The organism is Wolbachia endosymbiont (group B) of Chesias legatella (genome assembly GCF_964026945.1).
Taxonomy (GTDB): Bacteria; Pseudomonadota; Alphaproteobacteria; order Rickettsiales; family Anaplasmataceae; genus Wolbachia.
In genome coordinates this window covers 724,712-746,740 of the sequence record NZ_OZ034711.1, presented here as the reverse complement: position 1 = coordinate 746,740, position 22,029 = coordinate 724,712, and the positions used below count along the sequence as shown (strand labels likewise).

General features: G+C 35.8%; 20 protein-coding genes and 1 pseudogene. 6 read left to right on the top strand and 15 right to left on the bottom strand.

Going from position 1 to position 22,029, the window contains the following annotated elements:
• The 15 genes and pseudogenes from AAGD65_RS03400 to AAGD65_RS03330 form a co-directional block, all read right to left on the bottom strand.
• Window positions 1-486 carry a phage tail protein gene (locus tag AAGD65_RS03400; RefSeq protein ID WP_341810858.1) on the bottom strand — a complete coding sequence of 162 codons (486 nt, stop codon included), beginning with the start codon at window positions 484-486 and terminating at the stop codon, window positions 1-3.
• 1 nt (window position 487) lies between these two features.
• Window positions 488-664: a hypothetical protein gene (locus tag AAGD65_RS03395; RefSeq protein WP_264376337.1), complete on the bottom strand. Its 177-nt coding sequence runs from the start codon at window positions 662-664 to the stop codon at window positions 488-490.
• Between the two features lie 78 nt (window positions 665-742).
• Window positions 743-2,086 (bottom strand): group II intron reverse transcriptase/maturase, encoded by a 1,344-nt coding sequence (gene ltrA, locus AAGD65_RS03390; protein ID WP_341810857.1) that lies wholly within the window; start codon window positions 2,084-2,086, stop codon window positions 743-745.
• A 506-nt stretch (window positions 2,087-2,592) separates the two neighbouring features.
• Window positions 2,593-2,778 (bottom strand): annotated as a pseudogene (locus AAGD65_RS03385) (hypothetical protein); the annotation flags it as partial.
• A gap of 86 nt (window positions 2,779-2,864) precedes the next feature.
• A complete protein-coding gene (locus AAGD65_RS03380) occupies window positions 2,865-3,869 on the bottom strand; it encodes a major capsid protein (RefSeq protein WP_341810856.1) in 1,005 nt (334 codons plus the stop codon).
• A 36-nt stretch (window positions 3,870-3,905) separates the two neighbouring features.
• Entirely contained in the window at window positions 3,906-4,277 is a 372-nt protein-coding gene (locus AAGD65_RS03375) for a head decoration protein (RefSeq protein ID WP_262986461.1), read from the bottom strand.
• A gap of 46 nt (window positions 4,278-4,323) precedes the next feature.
• A complete protein-coding gene (locus AAGD65_RS03370) occupies window positions 4,324-5,403 on the bottom strand; it encodes a S49 family peptidase (protein ID WP_264687030.1) in 1,080 nt (359 codons plus the stop codon).
• A gap of 14 nt (window positions 5,404-5,417) precedes the next feature.
• Window positions 5,418-6,821 (bottom strand): phage portal protein, encoded by a 1,404-nt coding sequence (locus AAGD65_RS03365; protein WP_341810855.1) that lies wholly within the window; start codon window positions 6,819-6,821, stop codon window positions 5,418-5,420.
• A complete protein-coding gene (locus AAGD65_RS03360; protein ID WP_341810854.1) occupies window positions 6,821-7,852 on the bottom strand; it encodes a YhcG family protein in 1,032 nt (343 codons plus the stop codon). The genes AAGD65_RS03365 and AAGD65_RS03360 overlap by 1 nt, the downstream gene beginning before the upstream one ends.
• A 26-nt stretch (window positions 7,853-7,878) precedes the next feature.
• On the bottom strand, window positions 7,879-8,103 hold the full coding sequence (locus AAGD65_RS03355) for a gpW family head-tail joining protein (RefSeq protein ID WP_007302777.1): 225 nt from the start codon (window positions 8,101-8,103) through the stop codon (window positions 7,879-7,881).
• The gene (locus tag AAGD65_RS03350) at window positions 8,096-9,928 is read right to left on the bottom strand and encodes a phage terminase large subunit family protein (protein ID WP_341810853.1); all 1,833 of its coding nucleotides are present in this window, start codon (window positions 9,926-9,928) and stop codon (window positions 8,096-8,098) included. Before AAGD65_RS03350 ends, AAGD65_RS03355 begins: the two co-directional genes overlap by 8 nt.
• Window positions 9,925-11,406, bottom strand: a complete 1,482-nt coding sequence (locus tag AAGD65_RS03345; protein WP_410542124.1) for an ankyrin repeat domain-containing protein — start codon at window positions 11,404-11,406, stop codon at window positions 9,925-9,927. Before AAGD65_RS03345 ends, AAGD65_RS03350 begins: the two co-directional genes overlap by 4 nt.
• Before the next feature lie 14 nt (window positions 11,407-11,420).
• A complete protein-coding gene (locus tag AAGD65_RS03340) occupies window positions 11,421-11,906 on the bottom strand; it encodes a hypothetical protein (RefSeq protein ID WP_264376378.1) in 486 nt (161 codons plus the stop codon).
• 13 nt (window positions 11,907-11,919) lie between these two features.
• On the bottom strand, window positions 11,920-13,143 hold the full coding sequence (locus tag AAGD65_RS03335; protein ID WP_341810851.1) for a DNA modification methylase: 1,224 nt from the start codon (window positions 13,141-13,143) through the stop codon (window positions 11,920-11,922).
• A gap of 103 nt (window positions 13,144-13,246) precedes the next feature.
• Window positions 13,247-13,723, bottom strand: coding sequence for a Holliday junction resolvase (locus AAGD65_RS03330; protein ID WP_341811026.1), 477 nt, complete (start codon window positions 13,721-13,723; stop codon window positions 13,247-13,249).
• A 262-nt stretch (window positions 13,724-13,985) separates the two neighbouring features.
• Between AAGD65_RS03330 and AAGD65_RS03325 the strand changes: the two genes are divergently transcribed.
• The 6 genes from AAGD65_RS03325 (at window position 13,986) to AAGD65_RS03300 (ending at window position 22,024) form a co-directional block, all read left to right on the top strand.
• Complete coding sequence (locus AAGD65_RS03325) at window positions 13,986-16,100, top strand: AAA family ATPase (protein ID WP_408067118.1); 2,115 nt, start codon at window positions 13,986-13,988, stop codon at window positions 16,098-16,100.
• A 1,360-nt stretch (window positions 16,101-17,460) separates the two neighbouring features.
• On the top strand, window positions 17,461-17,985 hold the full coding sequence (locus tag AAGD65_RS03320) for a sigma-70 family RNA polymerase sigma factor (protein WP_007301868.1): 525 nt from the start codon (window positions 17,461-17,463) through the stop codon (window positions 17,983-17,985).
• 60 nt (window positions 17,986-18,045) lie between these two features.
• Complete coding sequence (locus tag AAGD65_RS03315; RefSeq protein ID WP_341811024.1) at window positions 18,046-18,870, top strand: ATP-binding protein; 825 nt, start codon at window positions 18,046-18,048, stop codon at window positions 18,868-18,870.
• 16 nt (window positions 18,871-18,886) lie between these two features.
• Entirely contained in the window at window positions 18,887-19,693 is an 807-nt protein-coding gene (locus AAGD65_RS03310) for an AAA family ATPase (RefSeq protein WP_264336569.1), read from the top strand.
• Between the two features lie 39 nt (window positions 19,694-19,732).
• Window positions 19,733-20,233: a hypothetical protein gene (locus AAGD65_RS03305; protein WP_341811023.1), complete on the top strand. Its 501-nt coding sequence runs from the start codon at window positions 19,733-19,735 to the stop codon at window positions 20,231-20,233.
• A gap of 42 nt (window positions 20,234-20,275) precedes the next feature.
• A complete protein-coding gene (locus tag AAGD65_RS03300) occupies window positions 20,276-22,024 on the top strand; it encodes an AAA family ATPase (RefSeq protein WP_012482040.1) in 1,749 nt (582 codons plus the stop codon).
• Window positions 22,025-22,029 lie beyond the last annotated feature (5 nt).

Genomic DNA, 22,029 nt, shown 5'->3' with positions numbered 1-22,029 from the left:
TCAATTGACGTTCAAAAATTTTGTAAAGACTTTCTCAACTTCATAATTAACAAGATTCCCTACTATCCTTGAAGCCTCAGGTTCGAGTGACAATTTAACTTCCTTTATTGGCAATGCTGCTCTTCCTTCACGTTTAAAAATACCGCTATTTCCTTTTGGCATAACTGCTGCAAATCCTCCTATAAACTCATGCTTTCCTACTTTCGATCCCCTTCTTGTTTTTTGTATTTTGCCAATTGTCGATGCTCTAATGTCGTAGAGATTTGCTCTAATTAACACTTCTAATCTGCTTGTTCTTGCTTTAAAAATTCTTAATCTCTTTCTTATCAAACTTAATTTTACCTTCTTTTCCTCACTGATTTCTCGCGCAGCTTGCGATTTTAACCATAATGCCGTTTTGTTTAATGCCTTTACCATTGCTAATTTTATTTTTCTTCTTTTAGCATTTACACTTTCTATTACCTCAACTTCTATATGAATAGACATTTTACACTCCAGATGCTTTGATTTTCCACGTTATTCCAGACTTGTCTCTAAGTGGCGGTGAGTGTACTTTATATCTTCGATCACCTATAACAAAAACATCTCCTACAATTGGCTTTAACAGTAGGGTCGAGAACTGGCGCGCCTCTTTAGGGTTTGGTGGCTGATCCATTATTTTCATGTTGGGCCTCAATCCAAAATTCCCATATTCACGTTTCCAGCTCCCGCCTCATCAAACGCAGCATGCAGTTTTCCCGCACTACGCTTTCCTAGTAGATTCTTTACCAAAATTTATAACATATTGTGCTGGTGATGCTTTCGGAATGTAATATCTTATTCTGTAGTCCGAATATAGACCCAGGGTTTTATATATCCATTCTCTACTCCACCTCTTCCAGCCAAATCCTTTTCTTGCTTTTCTGGCTTTCATTAAATTGCGTCTTATTTTCTTCTCTACCCAATGCTTCACGTAGTGAAAGCTTCGACTTGAGTTTCCAATCCTAAAATAGTTTATCCACCCTCTCAATATCGGATTAATGATATGAATCACTCTCTCTATTGGTTGCGATTTATGCCAACGAAATACTTCCTTCAACTTGTGAAGTAGGTTTGTTCGTGCTTTCATCTGTGGTGTTGTTTCTACCGTCCATTTTCCTTGTTTTGTAATTTTCTCTCGAAAATTGAATCCTAGAAAGCTGAACTTTTCCCCTTCTTTTAGGTTAACAACTTTTGTCTTTTCTTCATTTACTTCTACTTCTATTTTTGCTAATTCCTCTTGTAACCTTTTGTATACTGACTTTTCCAGCCATTCCCATTTTGGGTGTCTATCTATCAGTATTACTAAATCGTCTGCCCATCTTGCGTATTCTATATGTTGATATTTTCCTTCTTTGGTCACCTCTTTTGCTTTCTCTAGCATTTTATATACCTCATTGAGGTATATATTGCTCAATAACGGCGAAATCGTTGATCCTTGCGCTATTCCTCGTTTTCCTCCCATCTTGAGGATTAGCTTGATCAAGTGCATGATTTCTTTATCATTTATTCTCTTGGCAATCTTTTCCATAAGAATATGATGTCGCACATTATCAAAGTAGGATTTCAGATCTATGTCAATAGCTTTTGTATTGTCTTTGATTGCTGCTTTCTCTACCCTTTTTATTGCTTCATGCGCTTTTCTCTTAGGTCTATATCCATATGATCCGTCCTGAAAGTCAGATTCGAATATTGGTTCAATTATTAGCTTTAGTGCACTTTGCACTATTCTATCACGGATGCAGGGTATGTTCAATGCTCTGAGTTTTCCCCCAGCTTTTGGTATTTCCTTTCTCCGGTTCCTATTTGGGCTATAGGTCTTGGTTATTAGTTCATATCTTATTTGTTGGAGATACTTTTCTAAGCCTTCTGCTTCTATCAATTCGAATGTCACTCTGTCAATTCCTGGTGCCCCATTACTCCTCTTTGTTAGCTTGTAGGCTTCTTTCAGTGTTTCCATTTTGCAAACATGAACATAGATTCCCCAGAATCGCCATTCCGGTTCTGCCTTCGCTTTGGTATATATCTTTCTTCTCAGGTCTTGTAATTTTATTGGCATTTTTATCATTTTACCTTTACCTCCCTTTTGTTAAAAGATTTCTACTAGTAGGGTACCTTTGCTCCATGAGCATTACCTCACTTCTTCGCTACTACGCACCCATCCGCCACCCTTTCATCTTCGGTTCATTTCCTGTTTCCAGTTATAGAACCTACCTCTCCAAGATATTTCTCCTTGGGATGAGGAGGGCTTCTCCAGTTGTTTTGTATGTCCTTGTTATCGTGCCATCACTATCACCCCGCTGAAGTAGAACAGTTGTATCAGTCGTTTTTCAACCTTCTGTACTGCCTTCACCATTTGACGGCTGGTTCGGCCTTCAGTACTGTGTTTTCGAGGCCACCTATGTGTTCACTTCCGTTATGGCCCGATAACTCGCCTTTATCCTTACGATAACGTTGTCGGTAGGCTTCAGTATCTTGGTTTCCCTCCATACTGCTACCCAAGCTACAGGACTCCGACTCTTATCCTGGTAGGTTTGACTCCTACTGAACATACTTACCTTCTCTGGACGCACCATCAAACGCACTTACTTCTAACGCTAAAGTTTCTTCCACAAATTGTCCTTCACCAATCTCGTATAATTTATCTGGCTCTTGCTTTAATACTTGTACCATATATGACTTATCCTTTGACTCATATAAAGCTAACTCCCCTAAATGGATAAGACAATCTTTCAATAATCGCTTAATATTTTCTTGCATTTTTATGCATTAAGTCCTTATAAATATGCTAAGAAGGGTCATAGTGGTAGAGTTCTTACCGCTTTGTAGTTGCTCTACCAGTATTGTTATGCTATAGCGACTTTTACTAATGTTCCTGGTCTGTGGCACATTGGCAATGGATTCGACTGCGTATGTAAATCAGTTCCTCTATCAAATCTTCTTGGCTCTTGTTTTGCATATAATGGCTGTCCGAGAGTGTTTACCGTTTCATTAAAATCTGCTGGAGCAAAGTATGTTGTAAATGTGCTCGCTGTTCCTACTGGAAAACAGTGCCCTGTATCTTTCTCAATAAATCTTCTCACGGTTCCTTCAGGATCAGTTGCTTGCCCTCTATATTCCTCAAATGTTATTCCACAAAACGTAAATCCTGACCTCATATCATTCCGAAGCGCTGCTCCTTCTTGCCATCTTTCATATGCTTCTTTTACTTTACTATGCGAAGTGAGTGCATCAAAAAACTCAGGGCTTACCAAGGCATGTACTCCTGTCATATATTCACCACTTAGATTATCTTCTATATGCCGGAGTACTTCCATACACTTACGCTTGACATCTGTTGTTGCTGTTCCAAGGGCAAAATTTACTATTTTTGGTGTTATTTCAAATTCGTTGTACAGATTTAATAATTCTGACCCGTCAGCATCAAGAATGATTCCCTTTAGCGCTCCCATTCGCAAATGCTCTAATGTTATTGCATGTTTGTTCCTCATCAATTGCAAATGATCGGTTATTACATCTGCCAGCGCTTTAAGTTCACTCTCTGATCCAAATGCCCTTATTCCTTGCACTTCTTCTGGCAGTACTACATCATCATGCGGAATATGTGGAATTGTAAATGTTCTTACTTTTCTTTTTCCTCTTTTTCCTACTGTTGCTGGTGCTCCTGGTATTTGTGTTGGTAATAAACTTAATACTCCGTTGTGTTCTTCTATCGTAATATGTCTAAATCTTACTGACTTACTTGGAAATAAATTTAAATTTTCAACTCGTCCATAATTTATCGGCAATATATTCATCGCATTTGTTAGTGCCGTCATGCTAAATGCTGTATTTGTAAATGGATTTTGCATTTTTTATTTTCCCCTTTTGTGTTTTTAATAGTTTTTTTAAGCTCCCTTGCGGATAATGATCCCTCGTGCTTCAAGTTGCTTTATTGCTTCAGCTTTCTGTTCTTCAGTGATATTTGCTGGCCACACAACTGCATGATCTGCTAGTATTGCACCACGAGTAATAATTACTGCTTTGGCATTTTCTGTCGCATTTACATCACTTACTATTGCACCTATTGCTGTTTGTGTGCCGTCTGTTCCAGTGGGATTAAGGACTCTAATAAAACCATCTTCCGTCTTTTTGGCAACTACTGCACCAAGCTTAAGATTTTGACCTTTAGCTACTGTTATTTGGTCTCTTGAATATAGATTTGAAACTTCGTATTTCAGAAGATCCCCAAGGTTATTTTGTTCTGTTATAGTACTCATTCTGCTTTTCCCCTTTATTTTTTACTTTTGTTATACTATGAATATTCTAAATGCCAGATTGTGCACGACTTCTTGCTACCTGCATCATTAAATCTTCTGACGAATTCTGTGGTAATGTGCTTAAAATTTCAGTCTTCATTGTTCGTTCTGCAAGTATCGACATTAATATTTCTTGTGCTTGTTTGCTGCTAACATTCTGCTCTATAAATTCTCCTATTTTCTCTGGCATTCGTGATAAGTTGCATAAACGTATTAATTCAAGAACTTCAGCATGATAACTGTCATTTTTGATTTTATTAGTTAAATTATCAGTTTCTAGGTCAGTTGTAGTTTGTTCATTCATAGTAATACTCCTGTTTTTATTAATAGATGAAAGAATTGTCATTCCGTCTGCAAGGCCTATTTCTACTGCTTTCTCCCCAAAATATAGCCCTGCTTCCGTTGATTTGATTGCTTCTATAGAAAGATTTCGATTCCGTGCTATTAGCTGGACGAACATCTCATATAAACGATCTATTTCCTCTCTCAAACTTTTTAAACCTTCAGAGTTAATAGGCTCATGTGGATTTAAATCATTCTTTCTCTTGCCTGTAAAAATAGTTGTGTATTTTATTCCACATTTTTCATCAAACCCACTTTGATCTATATGACTTGCTATTACTCCTATACTGCCAACACCAGAAGTTCTGCTCACAAATACCTTCTCAGCGCTAGAGGCTATAGCATATGCAGCAGAGTATGCATCATCATTTGCTATCGCTATTATCCTCTTTTTTGCTCTTGATTCATAAATAAAGTCAGCTAGGTCAAATATACCGTTTACCTCTCCTCCGGAGCTATCTATATCAAGCAGAATAGTTTCTATATCTTTGTTTGATAATGCTTCTTCTATTTCTTCTTGAATTTTCTCATATGATGTCATTCCCAGAAAATCGTCAAAAGCCCCTGGTTTTTTGGTCAAAATTCCATGTATTGCTATTACTGCTGTTTTTTCTATATTCTGATTTACTGCATGTTTTATATTTTTCAAGATAGGTTGTTTTCCGTTATATAGTGACAACAGGTCAAAGCTTTTTTGCTCTATCATCATCGGCCTACATAGCCAGTTGGTTTGTAAAATTTCCATAAAGTAAACGAGATTTATTTTGTTTGTGTCCTGACATCAGAATCAAAGAAAAGGTTGAGAGAATCAGCACGCTTTTGATCTTCTGCTATTTCTTGATCTATTTCTTCAACATCGTAACCCATTTCTGATACTACTTCCGATCGACTCTTAAATCCATTCCTTACTGCCATTTGCTGTGCTTGCTGGTCTTTCAGTGGATCTACCCAATCAAATCCCTGTGGTATCCATTTTACATCTTTAAATACTTGATTATCTGTTGTAGAAAGCTCTCCAGATAAAGTGGCAAGTTCTAGCCATCTACTCCATACTGGTCTGCAAAATTGAAATACCATAATGTTGTGTTGCAGCATAGCGCATCGACGACGAAACTCTATTAATCCAGCTCTGATTGATGAGTAATTAACACCGGTTAAATCTCCTGTTAGTTGCTCATATGTTATCCCTGTACCTATTGCTATTGCCCTCAGCTGCTGTCTCATGAATGCTTCATAACTTCCTCCAACATCTGACGGCTCTGAAAATTTTATGTCTTCTCCTGGGTCTAAAAGCTGCATTGTTCCAGGTTCTAGGCCAGATAATGCTACTCCTTGCTCACTTGCTTCACCTTCTCCCATGATATTTGCTTCTGGATCGAGTCTTGTAATAAATCCAGCAAACATTGCTGCAGTTTTCTTTCTCACCAGCTCTGCATCATCATATTGATCAAGCTCATAAAGCTTCAGCAGTATATTAGAAAGCCAAGGCTCCCCTCTGATTTGCCCAGGTCTTAATGGTCTATAAATATGTAAAACATCATTTGCTGGCACTCTCACTGATTCACCAAACGAGCCTTCACCAGGGTGTTCTTTAAATAAGTAATAAGCTTCTCTTTGACCAAGCCTGTTAAACTCAATCCCATTTCTTATTACATTACCATTTCCTAAAGTTTGATTTGTTTTATTATCTAAATGTTCTGATTCCAATACTTGAAGTTGCAATGGTACAGAAAATCCATCCTCCAGCTTTCTCGTTCTTAAACGTACAAAACATTCTCCTCCCTCTATCATACTTCTGCATACCAGAGCTTGTAATCCATAAAAATCACTTATTCCACAGCTATCTGCTTCATCTGTCCATCTTAGCCATAATTCCTGCACCTTCTTTCGAAATTTTGCATCTCTTGCCTTTGATTGTGGTTTTATTCCTGTTCCAATAGAGTTACTTACTATAGTATCAATGATATTTGCTGCATATGGATTTTTTCTCACCATGTCACGAGAGCGGCTACGTAAAGTTTCAAGGTTTTGAGACAGCAAATTGTTTATACTTCCTAACTCTGGTTGAAAGTGAAAAAATCTTCTTCCTGAGCCTGCTCCATCCCACGCTGAGCTTTTTATCTTTGGCTTGTGGAATAATTGTTTAAATGACTTTAATAGCATTACTTTTCCTTATCTGAAATTTTCAATAATTCAGCCTCTAGCTCTTCTATTGTTGGCAAGGCTGTCTTTACATTCTCTGGTAGATTTTCAGTAATTTTATATTCTGCCAACCCTATCGGTTTATTTATGTCTTTCAGTGTATACTTAGCTAGCACGTTATCCTTTGACTTGCATAAAATTAATCCTATAGATGGTTGATCTGTCTCGTGCTTTAGTAAATCATCAACGGCTGAAAGATAAAAATTCATTTTACCTGCATATTCTGGCTTGAAATCTTTGTCTTTTAGCTCAATTACTACAAAGCAACGTAACTTTAAATGGTAAAACAATAAATCAATATAGAAGTCTTTATTTCCAACATCTAAGTGAAATTGCCTACCTACAAATGCAAATCCTTCCCCTAGCTCAAGCAAAAACTTCTCTACATGGCCTACAAGACCTTTTTCTACTTCTCTTTCATGAGCGTCATCTCCTATACTCAAAAAATCAAAAATATATGGATCTTTTAATGTATAATGTGCTAAATCTGACTGGGGAGAAGGTAACTTATCTTTGAAGTTAGTAACAGCTTTTCCTTGACGTTTGTGCAATTCACGTTCGATTTGCATCACCATTATACTACGTGACCAACCGTGCTCTATAGCTTTTTGAAAATAAAATAGTCTTTCTTTTGGATCTTTTACTTTATCTAAAATAACTACAATATGAAACCAAGGCAATTGTGCAGCAACCTGCTGCGTAAATTCAGTATCTTGATATTCTGCAGCAAATTGACGCATATAAGTAAGATTCCTAGCACTAAATCCCTTCATTTCTGGAAATGCGCTTCTCAAATCCTTACTTAGCTGATCTATGATTTTAGCACCCCAACCATGTTCTTTTTGGCGCCTTAAGATCTCTGTACCAATATAGTGATAAAGCACAATGAGTTTGCTATTTACTGCTAGTGCTGCTTTATAACGACTAGTAGCAATCTGTTCTTTGAGCTGCTCTAAAAATTCTGTATATTCTTTTGCTATAATTTTTGTCATACGGTTCCTTTTAACGATTTTTATCATTATATGATCCCTTTACTCGTTGAAAAAACAATCTTTCTCTTCGGTTTCATTCCAACAATCTTTAGCTCAGCTTTAATACGTTGTCTTAAGTTTAGTAAATCATTTATCTGAACTTCAGCATATCTCACTACATGGTCACCATATGCAATTGATACTACTCGCTCTCCGTTTTGCAGCTTCTTTATCGCTTCTTCGACTTGAACTAAATACTCTTCGTTATACATTTTCCAGCCACTTACTCTGTCTTACTTTCTTAGGTTTTTTACTTTCTATTTTTCCACTTAAACTATTCCATTTACTCTCTGGCCAACGATCAATCCCAAGTGCTATTGATGCTGCTCTTGCGTAAATTCGGCAATCTAGTACTTCATTTCTTTCTCTTACCTTTTGCCACTCTTGTTTGGTATAACCTTTTACTACTTTGCTGACTAATTGCTCTGCCGTTAGCTGCTTAAAATATTCAGGTGCATACTCCGGAAAATGACAATATCCTGCTGGCACTTTTTCTTTTTCCCCGTTTTTTAAAACATTAAGTAGCTGAAAAAGCTCTGACTTTAATATCGATACTCCTACTGGCCAGAGCTTTATTCCTCTTTTTAGCTTTTGACCACCAACTGTTATATCTACTCTACTTGGGCTGCTCAGTGGCACTAGGGCTTTATTTACACCTTTGACTGCCATTACTCTTCCAGATCCTTGATGACCTCTTACCCAGTTGTATACTTCTTGTGTCGCATACCCAGCATCAACCGCCATCATGCTTATCATGTATTCAAGACCATTTTCACCGATAAAATGATGATTTAACAGCTCAGAGAGTTTTCCCCATACTTCTCCTCCTCCAGTATCACCTTCAAATACCTGGTAGTCTATGGACCAACTTTCGCGGCTTTTTCCCCAGGCTACAACTTCTACTTCTAAACGATCTTTTTGGACATCAACTCCTGCTGTGAGAACTACTTCGCCTTTTGGTACTGTGCCAATCTGAAAAAATTCTCTTCTGTTAAATAATTGCTTCCAGTCTGGTACTTCTCCTTTATCTACCCAAGTTTCTCCAAGCGTAGTATTTATCCAAACTTTCAGTAATTGTTCACTTTCTTTTGCATGCAGAAAATCCTCTACTGCTTGTTGCCAGCTATACCAGCCAACTGGACTATAAAGACTTGAAAGATGAAATCCTTTTTTCTCACCCTTTACTCTATTAGTAGGCCTCCATTCTCCACGATCAAGCATCTCTGTCTTCTGATGATTTTCTATTTTGCCGCTACATTCAGTGCAGATATAATGTGCTGTTTTTGAATCATTATTCTCCCATTTTATTTGTGACCATTTTAATATTTGGTAATAATTACAATGCGGACATGGTACAAAAAAATATCTCTTATCTGTTGCTTCAAATTCTTTCTCAATTCTGCTTATTCCATGAATCGTTGGCGTTGATACTAAAAAAATCTTTCGCCGTGCAAATGTATTAGTTCGAGCAATACTGAGCAGCACTGGATCTCCTTCACCACCTGAATCTCCTGGATAGGCATCTATTTCATCAAGAAAGAGATATTTTACTGGCATGGACCTGAGACCTACACTGCTATTTGCTCCGGTTATTACTACTATTCCACCTGGAAATTCCTTGCTTTGTACAGTATTCCCTGAATCTCTTGATCTTGGGTCTTTTACTTTACTCTTTAAACATGGCGTACTCTCTATTAACGGCGCAAATCTTCCTTTTGACCAACGTTTTCCCATTTCAACTGTTGGCTGTACTACCAGCATTGGACCAGGAGTCTGATCTATGATGTAGCCAATCCAATTGTTACCAGCTTCTGTTCCCCCAATCTGCGCTCCTTTCATGAATACTACTTTTTCTGTTGGTGAGGACGGAGAAAGTGAATCCATGATTTCTTTTAAATAAGGAGTTCTTTCCGTTCTCCATTTCCCTGGCTCTGATGCTGCAGTTGGCGCTAAAACTCGATACTCATTCGCCCACTCTGATACTTTAAGCTCTGGATCTGGTCTTAAACCTTCAGAAAAAGCTCTAGCGTATATCATTGTCTGCATCTACTCATAATTGGTTCTATTTCAACATCATTAACAGTAGAACTACACTCTTCCAGTTCCATAAACATCTTTTTCTGAAACTCTTTTTCTATATATCTTTTGCTCATCTCACTTATCATTATTGCTATAACAAGCGCAAATACCCCTGTTATTGTTGCAAAAATGATTGCACTGCTTATTGCTGTTACCGTTAAACCTATATATGCTGCCATTGCTACTGCGCTAACTGTAATACAGATGCAGATAATATTATTATGTTTTTTCATCCTTTTATCTGCTATTTCTCTCTGTGCTATATATTTATTATGAAGGGTTGGAAAATTAATAACGGTATCTCTGCAGATCAATGCACCATTTTTTTCAGTAAATAAAACTTTAAGTAACTCTAAATTGTTTGATTTAATTGCTAAATGTAAAACAGGTGTATAATTTGCTCCTTTTTTCAGCAATAACTTTACTACATGTAAATGCCCTTTTTCCGCAGCAAGGTAAACCGGTGATAAACCTTTATTATTTACAATATCAATATCGATTTCTTCTCTTAAAATTGCATCTACAATCTCAATTTCTCCTCTTTGTGCAGCTAAATGGAGTAGACTATTCTTTTCAGAACCGTATTTATTACTCATCAAAGCCTTCTTTATCTCAGGTTTAGCGTAATCAAATGGTGTTTTGCCACTATCGTCTTTTACCAATGGATCTATATCTTCTCGCGTTAGTAAGACCTCTATTGTTTTAAGTCTTTCAGCGTAATGTAGTGGTGTTTTATTTTCGTAGTCTTGCAAATTGACTTGAGCATTAGGCTCCCTTATTAAGCATTTGAGGATATCCAAACACAGATCTCTTTCATCGTAATTAGTATTACTTACAGCTATATGAATAGGTAACAATTTCATTGAGTTTTGTCCCATGCGCGTGCTATTTACATCTGCTCCAAGCTTTAGCAGTAACTTTACTATCTCCAATTTTTTGTTATTAACTGCATAGTGCATTGGTGTCTGATTCCGTGCATCAAAGACATCAATTTCAGCATTTCCTTCTCTTATCAAAATCTTTACAACTTCTGCATGTCCTATGCCTGCTGCTAGATGTAATGGCGTATGATGCAGAGCATTTCGTACATTAACGTCAACACCTTTTCCTATCAAATATCTAACTGCATTAACTTCACCTATCATTGCAGCTAAATGAAGTAAACTATCTTGCTCTGATCCGTATTTATTGTTGATTAGCGCTTGTAATATTTCTGCTTTTTTCCCTTCTTTGGCGTAATCAAGAGATGTTTTACCATCATTATCTTCTATAAAAGGATTAATGTTCTTTTTCGTGAGTAACAGATCTACCATACTTAATTCGTCAAATTCTATAGCGCAATGTAGTGGGGTTTTTCCATTTAATCCTCTAACATTAACATCTAATCCTGGTTGATTGATTAGACACTTTATTAACTCTAAACTTAGCCATTTTATATTCAAAATCTTTTTTATATTTGAAATTTAGTATTAGATAATTCTTGTAATGAGTTTGTAATCTCTTCAGTTAGCGCCATATGAATCTTTTCAGTATCACTCAGTGATGCAAGTAGCGCTGAAACCCTATTTGGAATATTAAGCAAATTATTACGGACAACTCTTGCTACATTAAATGCTTCAGTTTCTACTTCTTCTACTGAGACAAGTTCTCCTATCTCAGCCTTAGCTTTTGCCTCAAGAAGTTTACCTCGTTCCATTTCATTTTTTATTCTAGTTTTTAGCAACATCGTGGAAAGGTTACTTGTATTTTCGTTTTCTGGATTTTTCCTCCTCAGTGGCTGACTTGGATCTCTTATTGCCGCTACTGCTTCATTTGCTTGTTCTCTATTGATCAAACCATCCTCCAACTCAACTATTCCTTTTTTTACTAAATAACAGACATATTGCTTTGAAACTCCTAGTTCTTTTGCCCATTCCGTTTGTGTAATCTTTTCCACTTTTTTTGCCCCTTTATTGCTGTTTTTCTTCTTGAATTTGTGCAAAAGTTTTGTCAGTACCAGAAAGAATTGCCTTCCTACCTGTGTATATTTGCCAACGTTTTATGGTTACATCTACAAATTTTGAATCTAGCTCTATTGTTCTGCAAATTCTTCCTGTTCTTTCACATGCAATTAGTGTGCTACCAGAACCACTAAATGGATCAAGTACTATGTCTCCTGGTCTGCTGCTGTTTACTATTGCTCTCTCCATTAGCTCTACTGGCTTCATCGTTGGATGTAGTGTATTGTGCGTTGGCTTATCATAAAACCACAGATCACTTTGATTTCTACCTCCATGCCACTCACGTTTATTGCCGCTTTTCCATCCATAGAGCATTGCTTCGTATTGTCTTTGATAATCTGATCTTCCTAGCGTAAAGTGATTCTTCGCCCAAATGATAAAAGTTGACCATTTTCCTCCCGCTTCCTCAAATGCTTTTTGCAACGTTGAAAACTCTGATGATGATGCACAGATGTAAATTGCACCTTTAGTGTATGCTAAAATATGAGTACAAATATCATAGAGAAAAAGCTCATACTTTTCACCTTGATTATCGTTTAGTATCTTTTTATCCTCTCTTTCTTGACTGCTACCATAATCAACGTTATATGGAGGATCACAAACAGTAATGTCTGCCATTTTATCATCTAACAGCGCTTTATATGATTCAACTACAGAGCTATCACCACAATAGATTCGATGATCACCTAAAATCCAAAGATCACCTGGTTTTGTTATTTCTACCCTTTTTTCATCACCAACCAAGTCAGAAAAATCTTCTTTTTCACTATCTAAATCATCAAGGAAATGTTGAACTTTTTCCAATTCAAATCCAGTCATTTTAAGGTCAAACTGCAAATCTTCTAATTCTTGAATTTCCACTCTCAAAAGATCATCGTCCCACTTTGCCCAATTAGCTGATTGATTGGCCAGTAACCGAAAAGCTTTGGTTTGTGATTCATTTAAATTATCACTGAGGACTACTGGAATACTCTCCATACCAAGTTTTCTTGCTGCTTTGAGTCTTAAATGACCATCAACCACAGTACCATCGCTTTTTGCAACTATTGGAATACGAAAGCCAAATTCCCTAATTGAAGCACACATTTTGTTTACTACATCGTCATTTTTACGAGGATTACGCTCATATTCAACTAGGTTTCGAGTAGGATAGTAGTGGATTGCTAAATTCATATCTTAATAATTAAAAAGTTAATATTCAAAATATCTCTGACGCTAAAGAAGGCCTGAGGTCAGCACCACCAAACCCGCCAGTATAGCCGAAAGGACCCACTTTTTATGGATTTTTCATCTTATTAATATCTTTACTAAAATCCATAACATAGCACATCAAAGCTAAAGCATCTGCTTGATTATCATCTCTAGGTGAAAAACCTTTTTCACGTACCGCTTCAATAACTTCACTCTTACTTGCATTGCCTTTGCCTGTGATAAAGCGTTTTATAGTCTTAACAGGAACACTCTGATAGGGAATATGATTCTCTTCACACCAAGCAGAGAGAACTGCAAGAAAACCACCATAACAATGCGCTGCATCAGTTCCAAGGTGTCTTCTCACTTCCTCAAAATAAACTGTTTCAATACTTGGAAATTTTTCTTTCATTTCATTCAACCACTTACGAAAATTTAGAAATACCATGCCACCTCCACTAAAACGACTAGTATGAAAACTCTCACTGCCACTTTGAACTATTCCATCATGTAGAATAGCCCATCCGGTTTGTTTCCCTAAATCTAGTGTTAGTATTGACATTCTGTAAGATATTTGTTTGGAGGTAGCCTAAGCAATAACATGGACACTTAAGTTACCTCTTGAAAAGAGTGGGAGTGAAAATTACGAGTTTCAAACTTTCATACCCCTCTACTAATATATATCGCAAAAACTTCACAGAATGTTCAAAAAAATATTATTTTTTATGTTTTTTCAAATTACGCTGAACAAATTCATTTCATTTTGCGATTAATTACTTATGAGGAAACAGAAAAAATCCCTGATAAGTTTTAATGGAGAATTTATGAATATTTCATGCGATTTCAACAATACTATTTCACAAAGTTATCTACCATCATCAGAAGAAACAGCGAACATAAAATTAAGGCTTCTGGCCGATCTCAGATCTTGTCTTTCTTACTTGCTACCAAATGGGGTTTTTCATGGTAATAGGTTTTATGTAGGTGATGTACATGGTAATCGAGGAAAAAGTTTAGTAGTAGAATTAACTGGTAGTAAAGCTGGGCTTTGGAAAGATTTTGCAACAAATCAAGGTGGTGATATTATTGATCTTTGGGCAGAAGTACACTCCAAAACAGAATTTCATGAGATAATGGCTTCTATAGCTGAGTGGCTTGGGTATAACAAAAAATATACAGAGAAGCAATACATTGACGAAGACTTTGAGAAATTTATTACCTACAGTTGGAATTATTATGATGAAAATGGTCAGGTGATTGTAAAAGTTTACCGTTCTGATTTTCCTGGAAAGAAAAAAGTATACAAGCCTTTTAATGTTAAAACGTTGAGTTATAAAGCACCTGATACAAGACCACTATACAATATCCCTGGTATTTTGAAGTCTGATAAAATCATTCTTGTTGAAGGTGAAAAATGCGCAGAAGCACTAATAGAAAAAGGAATTACTGCAACAACCACAATGTCTGGAGCAAATGCAGATGCGGACAAAACTGACTGGTCACAACTTAAAGGCAAGCATATTGTTATTTGGCCGGATAACGATGAGCCTGGTAAACAATATGCTGAAAATGCTACTACAAAACTTCTCAGCTTAGGTATTGCATCGCTTTCTATAGTCAAAATTCCAGAAGGTAAACCAAAAGGTTGGGATGCTGCGGACTATGTACAAGAAAACACAAATGTTTCTGACTTCATTGAAAATAACTTGAAAAAGGTAATTATTAGACCACCACTGAACATTTTAGACTGGAGTGCAGATCGTTTTGTAGGTCCAGTACCAGAGCAAAAGTTTCTTGTTGAAGGAATATTTCCTTTGGGTGTTACTTCAATAGTAGCTGCTATGGGAGATACAGGTAAGGGTATGCTACTCCTCGATTTGGCGCTTAAGGTTGCAAGTGACACAGATCAGATATGTGGTTTTGGTTCACCTGTTACTGAACATGGATCAGTAGTAATCTTTTCAGCAGAAGATGATGCAGGCGAGGTACACCGTCGGCTTGAACGTCTTGATCCTGAATGTAAAAGATTAAAATTTAAAGATAAGCTGTTTATAGTACCACTACCAAACGTAAGAGGATCACTGACAATACTGAGAAGTATTCGTGGTAAAATTATTGAAGTTTCGCCTGAATTTGAGTCTATAATAAAACAACTTGATAAAATTAAAGATCTGAAATTAGTTGTGTTTGATCCTCTTGCATCGTTTATTCATGCAGACATAAATGCTGATCCTGCTGTAGGAGATTATCTAATGTGTTTATTGTCTGATTTAGCATGTAGTACCGGAGCTTCGATAGTTACTGCTCATCATCTGAGAAAACCAAAAGGAGAAAAGCCTATATTAACTGCTGAACAAGCACGTGATGCAATTAGAGGCACATCTGCTCTTGTTAATGGTGTCAGATGCTCATATGCTTTTTGGCCAGTAGAAGGTACAGCTAAGCCAGAGATCTTTCAATCAATAGGAGAAGCTCCAAGACAGAATGCGTTATTTTATGGAGCAGTTGTTAAGGCAAATGGTTTAGCTGACCGAACTGTACGTACTTACCTGAGAAACCAAGAAACAGGGCTATTAGAAGATATAACAGTGCAACTAAAAGGTAAAAATGCTAGTGAAAAAGACCTTAAAATGTATCTTGTTGATGCAATTGCAAGATCTGCTGTTGCAGGGCATCCATTCACTCATACAGGAAATACAGGAGTATACAAACAACGGCACAGATTACCTGATATTCTTCATGGTCTAGGGAGAGATAGACTAGAGCGTATAGTACAAGAACTTCTACAAACAAAGAAGTTAGTAAAAGGAATGTCTACAGGCTCGAGAGAAGATAAATGGCTTGATGTTAGAGAAGGCCCTTTTGCTCGTGGTGTTGGAAAATTTACTCATGGAGCTGAAGGTATTATACCGAATCTCATTGCTAACAAGACAAATTAGAAACAGCCCTTTTTGACTATAATTGAAGAGTTTAAGCAAATTCATAATATGTTCTATTTGTCTTTCCAATAACAAAATTAGTTGTAGATAAAATTACGGGTAAGCTCTTCAAGCATCTGAGGGTTTACCCTATTTTTTTATTACAAGCATTGGAATACATTATATATTATAACTTCAACTAGAAGTTGATAGAATATATAAAAAATCATACCACTAATAATTGAATTATGTTCCTATTCCTGCGTTACTGAATCAGTAATCAGAAATTAAGGAATGAAAAATACCTCTAGAAACCTAAACTTTATACTCTCTATTCCTAAAAGTGTTCCTAGAAAGCACCCCTCTAAAGTTGGCCATTATGGCTGATTCTACGTTCCTAAAACCCTTATATTATTATATAATATATATGAGTAATAAATAAAAGTAATAATAAATATAAATAATAGTAAATTACAAACAGTATAAAATGTTAATGAAAGTAAAAAGACTACAAAAATATTACTAAGATATTTAAATTGAATAAAAAAGAACAAATGACTGACAATAGCGTTTTTAAAAGATTCTACGACTTTAAGGTCAATTATACTACCTTGAACTAAAGAACGCTTATAAACCACATTAAAACCGATTAAAAGGCAATTAACACTACATTTTAACTTCGCAAAAGATTCCTGCCCAACTCTATCATGTTTTATTTTAGTTATAAAGAAATTTTTTTAAAGCTGAATTAACTTGAAAGAACATAAAAAACCTAACAAACAGTGGAAGGATAAACATGCTGAGTTTTAAAATCAAAGTCTTTAGTAGATTTAAAAGGCCTAATCATTTTTGTCTTTTTGATGAGCTTTATCGAACCAATTTTAAAATTATTTAAACTTTTTTTGAAAAATTTCCGGAAAAAGTTGTGACTAATCCGGTATAATTATTATAGAGGACTATGAATTTTAGATGCTCCAGAAAGAAGCGGTTAAACAAATGCTTAGAAAAAAATAAAATGACCTTCAATTGCGTTTCAAGACGATTCTGTAATGAATTATACCACCTCTATGCAATAACGCTTTTTGTTTGTAAAGAAATTTCTTACAAGCCTGACAAAAAAATTCACCTTTCTTTATAGGGTTAAAAAAGTTTTATAAAATCTTTAATTCTTTAGTAGAAATCTTATTGGATCAACCTATTTTTCTTCTTTTCACCGAACCATGTCTGAACAAATTTTTCACATGGGGGATACTTCAAGAAAAAAGGCCAGAATATCAATAGTTTTATTTTTTCATATGGGGGAACGAATTTTTCCCATGCCGTACAAAGTGAGGTTAAAACCCTTCATCCTTATTCCTTTCAATCTTTCATGGAGTGCTATATGCAATCTAAAAATAAATATCCTGGTATTGATCCTTCAATCATTAAACAAATACGAAAACGTGCTAGACAAATTAAATCTTATAAATGCTGTGTTAATTCTGATATTGAAGATATAAAGCAGCAGCTCTTATGTGAAACTTGGTCTGATTTAAGCCAGTATAATGGTGAAGAAAGTGGTAGAAATGCATTTATTCATAGTGTCATAAAAAACCATGCAATAAGCCTTCTACGCAAACAATCCTGTGCTAAACGTGGTAGTAAAGCAGGCGTAGCATTTGTTGATATTACTGACTTGGATGATGTTATTGATGAAAATAGTAATTTTGCAGATAAAGTAGCAGCTAGTGTTGATATAAACGAAGCAATTTCAAAACTACCAAAGCTCTGGCAGGACATTTGTTATCAGCTTGAATCTCATAGTATCTCTGAAATCGCAGAAATACATGGAATATCTAGAACAACCATCTATGACATTAGAGAACAAATACGCGCTAAACTTGCTCATCTCAAAATATATTTATGAAAATTTTTGAACAAATCGTCGTCATTTTGCGATTACATATTATGAAGGGGTAATAAAACTATGACTTTAAAAATAATAAATAGTGAACAAAGAGTAAAAATGGTAACAGGTGTGAAGATAGTAATCTTCGGACCATATGGAATTGGTAAGACCAGTCTGCTTAAAACTTTGAATGAACCGACACTTTGTCTTGATTTTGAAGCTGGGCTACTTGCTGTTCAAGATTGGCAAGGGGATTCTATAAGTATTCGTAGCTGGAATCAAGCTCGCGATATTGCCTGCCTAATTGGTGGACCTAATCCTGCATTAAAATCTGATTCAGCATATAGTCAAAGACACTATGAGCATGTATTCAGTAAGTACAAAGATCTAGAATTCTCTAAATATAGCTGTATTTTTATCGACAGTATTACAGTAGCCTCGCGGTTATGTCTTTTATGGGCAAAAATGCAACCAGAAGCTTTCTCTGACAGAAATGGCAAACAAGACATGAGAGCTGCATACGGGTTACTTGCTCAAGAAATGATGGCTTGGCTCAATCAGTTTCAACATATTCCCAATAAAGATATCATTACAGTTGGTACGTTAGGTCAATATTTAGATGACTTCAATCGCCCAACTTGGCTACCACAATGCGAAGGAGCTAAAACTGCCAGTGAAATACCTGGTATTGTTGATGAAGTAATTAGCATGGTAAGCATCAAGAAGGATGATGGTACAGAGGTACGTTCCTTTGTTTGCCATACTATTAATTCTTGGGGATATCCTGCTAAAGATCGTAGTGGTTGCCTTGATATGGTTGAAGAGCCGCATTTAGGTAAATTACTTACAAAAATCAAAACTAAAACCTTTTCTACTTCTACTCAATTTATGCCACACAACTAACTTTTGGAGGTTACATATGTTACAAGACTTTTTAACTACTGGTCAAAAGATTCCCTTTTTCAGTATGAAAGAATATTTGAATGACCAATCACCTATACCGAAAGACATCGTCTCACCAAGAATTTTAACTCAGAGAAGTTTATTGGTTCTAGGTGGCCCTCCTAAAATAGGTAAAAGTGACTTTTTGATCTCTTGGCTTGTTTATATGGCTGCAGGTGTTTCTTTTCTTGGTATGACTCCAAGTAGACCTTTGAAAATCTTCTACATGCAAACTGAAATTGAATACGAATATATGAAGGAACGTTTGCAATGTCTTCAACTTGATCCAGAACTTTTGGCAATAGCTGCTAATAACCTAATAATTACGCCAAAAGTGCATTTATCATTTTGCCATGAAGAAATAAATTACATAAAAGAAATTGCGAAGGAACGCTTTAAGCCTGATATTTTGGCAGTGGACCCTCTGCGCAACATCTTTAGTAGTGAGTATGGCAATGAAAACGATAATAGCGCTATGCTATTCTTTCTGCAAAAAACTCTTGAAAAACTACGTAATGCTATTAACCCAAATGCTGGAATAATATTAACGCATCACACGAAAAAATTATCCAAGAAAATGCTCGAAGAAGATCCATTTCAGGGCTTAAGTGGTGCTGGATCTCTCAGGGGATTTTACACTACTGGCATGGTTATGGTTGCTTATGATGAGGAAAGTACCAGACGTCAAATAGTATTTGAGCTACGCAATGGTGAACGTGTGCCAAATAAACTTATCGATAAGATCAACGGTAGCTGGCAGCTTCTTGATCAATGGAATAACTGAGCTTTTTTTAAAAATCAATTGATATATAGGGGGCAACTTATGCTGCAAGATTTTTTAACTGATTTCAATAATGCGAAACTACAGAGTAGTCTAATACCTAAAGGTACAATAGTCAAGGTAAAAATGGCAATTAAGCCTGGTGGTTACGAAAATTGGTTCACTAAAAGCTATGATACTGGCAGCATCTATTTAAACGCTGAATTTACCGTCATTGAAGGTCCATACGAAAAATGTAAGATTTACCAAATAATTGGTATTAAAAGTGGCAAATCAGAAGGTAAAGAAGATACTTGGGGAGAATCTGGACGTTCTATGATTCGCAGTATTTTAGAGTCAGCTCGTAATATTCATACAAATGACACATCAGAAAAAGCAGTTCTTGCGCGAAAAATCAACTCAATTGCAGATTTAAACGGCCTGGAGTTCACAGCAAAAGTAGGCATTGAGGCTAATAATACCTATGGAGATAGGAACAGAATTGCTACGGTCATTACTCCTGAACAAGAGAAAAATTCAGACGCTGATTGGATACCATTCTAAATAAATTGCAACTATTTTTATAGTAAATTAATCGGAGGTTACATGGAGTTTTGCATTACTGAATCAAGACAAGAGATAAAAATGTTATTGGCTCACAATATTAAAGAGTGTCTGTCTTACTTGTTGCCTGGTGGTAAATTTGGTTATGGGTTCTATTCTGGAAATATTAATAAAGACCACTTGATGGTAGTGGCAGAAGGTAAGCAAACTGGCACTTGGTATAACTGTGATAAGAAAACTAACGGAGATATTATTGAACTCTGGAGCATAATAACCAATAAAACTGATTTTTCTGAGATTACCAGCCTTATAACCAAGTGGCTTAGTGAGCGTATAATAGCAAAATATAGCTACCTTGATAAAAATAATGAGGCTATAGCTTATGTTTATTTGTATAAAAACAATTATAGACATATATGGAATCTAAGAACCTCTAGGAATGGTCTGAAGCCATTATATAACATTCCCGGTATTATTAAGTCTGATGAAGTGATTATAGTTAAAGGTGAAAACCGTGCTGATAGTTTAATAAAGAGAGGTTTTACAGCAACAACTGCAATAGATGATGATATTGAGAAAACGGATTGGTCTATGCTAACAGATAAGCATATAATAATTTGGCCGGAAAAAGATGAACAATATGTTAAAAAAGTAGCAGTGGAACTAGACAATTTAGGTATGTCCTGTGAGAATCCTGAAAGTTTAGGTATATCATCTGAGAACCGTGAAAGTTTAAGTGTATTATCTGAGAAAAAAGCATTTCCTGCTAGTCATTATCTAAATGATAAATCTCCATCACCAGAGGATATAATTTTACCGAGAATTCTTACTCCTGGAGGACTTTTACTACTTGGAGGAGCTCCAAAGGTTGGCAAGACTGATCTACTGCTTTCTTGGTTAGCACATCTGTCAGCGGGACTACCGTTTTTGAGTATGGTTCCAATTAGACCATTAAAGATCTTTTATCTTCAAACTGATCTTGAATATCCCTACATTAAGGAACGGCTACAACAATTGAAATTTGATGATAAATCTCTAGAATTAATATCAAAAAATTTAATTATTACACCAAAAACAAGCTTACTTTTGAATTCTCAAGGAGTAGAAGAAGTAAAAGATATTATAGCAGAGAGACTAGACGTTAAAACAGTTGATATCATTGCTATAGATACACTACGTGGTGTTTTTGATTTCAATCAATATAAAGGAGAAAATAGTAATAGCTCGATGTTTTGTTTTTTAAAAGATAGAGTTGAAAAATTGAGGTCTATAACAAACCCTAGTTGTGGAATCATTTTAACGCACAATACTAACAAGGTATCGAAAAAGTCATTAGTAGAGGAACCATTTCAAAACTTTAGCGGAGCATCGGCTTTAAGAAGTTTTTATACTTCAGGGATAATGATGATCAAGCCAAACGGAGAACAAAATACTCGTCAATTGATATTTGAACTTAGAAATGGTAAATCTATTTTACCTATGCAGATCGAAAAAGTAAATGACAGTTGGCAAACTGTATCAGAAAAACCAACTGTAAAACAACGTCGAAAAAAAAGTTATGACATCATTTTACGGTTAATTAATGAGAGAGCAGCTAAGGGAAAATTTTATACTAAAAGCCAATTTTGCTATTTATTTGAAGATACATTTGGTTTGAAGAGTTGTCATTCCATTCGTAGATATGTTAACGCATTAGTTGCTTCAGGTTATATTAAATTCTATGAAAAAGAAATACCAGAGCGCGTAAAAGTTATGAAAGTGGCTGAGCATTTAACGAGGAGAGATATTTAATAACA

Excerpts from the sequence above, each read along its gene's own strand:
- AAGD65_RS03400 (WP_341810858.1), bottom strand. The coding sequence starts at position 486 with ATGTCTATTCATATAGAAGTTGAGGTAATAGAAAGTGTAAATGCTAAA.
- AAGD65_RS03395 (WP_264376337.1), bottom strand. The coding sequence starts at position 664 with ATGAAAATAATGGATCAGCCACCAAACCCTAAAGAGGCGCGCCAGTTC.
- ltrA (WP_341810857.1), bottom strand. The coding sequence starts at position 2,086 with ATGATAAAAATGCCAATAAAATTACAAGACCTGAGAAGAAAGATATAT.
- AAGD65_RS03380 (WP_341810856.1), bottom strand. The coding sequence starts at position 3,869 with ATGCAAAATCCATTTACAAATACAGCATTTAGCATGACGGCACTAACA.
- AAGD65_RS03375 (WP_262986461.1), bottom strand. The coding sequence starts at position 4,277 with ATGAGTACTATAACAGAACAAAATAACCTTGGGGATCTTCTGAAATAC.
- AAGD65_RS03370 (WP_264687030.1), bottom strand. The coding sequence starts at position 5,403 with ATGGAAATTTTACAAACCAACTGGCTATGTAGGCCGATGATGATAGAG.
- AAGD65_RS03365 (WP_341810855.1), bottom strand. The coding sequence starts at position 6,821 with ATGCTATTAAAGTCATTTAAACAATTATTCCACAAGCCAAAGATAAAA.
- AAGD65_RS03360 (WP_341810854.1), bottom strand. The coding sequence starts at position 7,852 with ATGACAAAAATTATAGCAAAAGAATATACAGAATTTTTAGAGCAGCTC.
- AAGD65_RS03355 (WP_007302777.1), bottom strand. The coding sequence starts at position 8,103 with ATGTATAACGAAGAGTATTTAGTTCAAGTCGAAGAAGCGATAAAGAAG.
- AAGD65_RS03350 (WP_341810853.1), bottom strand. The coding sequence starts at position 9,928 with ATGATATACGCTAGAGCTTTTTCTGAAGGTTTAAGACCAGATCCAGAG.
- AAGD65_RS03335 (WP_341810851.1), bottom strand. The coding sequence starts at position 13,143 with ATGAATTTAGCAATCCACTACTATCCTACTCGAAACCTAGTTGAATAT.
- AAGD65_RS03330 (WP_341811026.1), bottom strand. The coding sequence starts at position 13,723 with ATGTCAATACTAACACTAGATTTAGGGAAACAAACCGGATGGGCTATT.
- AAGD65_RS03325 (WP_408067118.1), top strand. The coding sequence starts at position 13,986 with ATGAATATTTCATGCGATTTCAACAATACTATTTCACAAAGTTATCTA.
- AAGD65_RS03320 (WP_007301868.1), top strand. The coding sequence starts at position 17,461 with ATGCAATCTAAAAATAAATATCCTGGTATTGATCCTTCAATCATTAAA.
- AAGD65_RS03315 (WP_341811024.1), top strand. The coding sequence starts at position 18,046 with ATGACTTTAAAAATAATAAATAGTGAACAAAGAGTAAAAATGGTAACA.
- AAGD65_RS03310 (WP_264336569.1), top strand. The coding sequence starts at position 18,887 with ATGTTACAAGACTTTTTAACTACTGGTCAAAAGATTCCCTTTTTCAGT.
- AAGD65_RS03305 (WP_341811023.1), top strand. The coding sequence starts at position 19,733 with ATGCTGCAAGATTTTTTAACTGATTTCAATAATGCGAAACTACAGAGT.
- AAGD65_RS03300 (WP_012482040.1), top strand. The coding sequence starts at position 20,276 with ATGGAGTTTTGCATTACTGAATCAAGACAAGAGATAAAAATGTTATTG.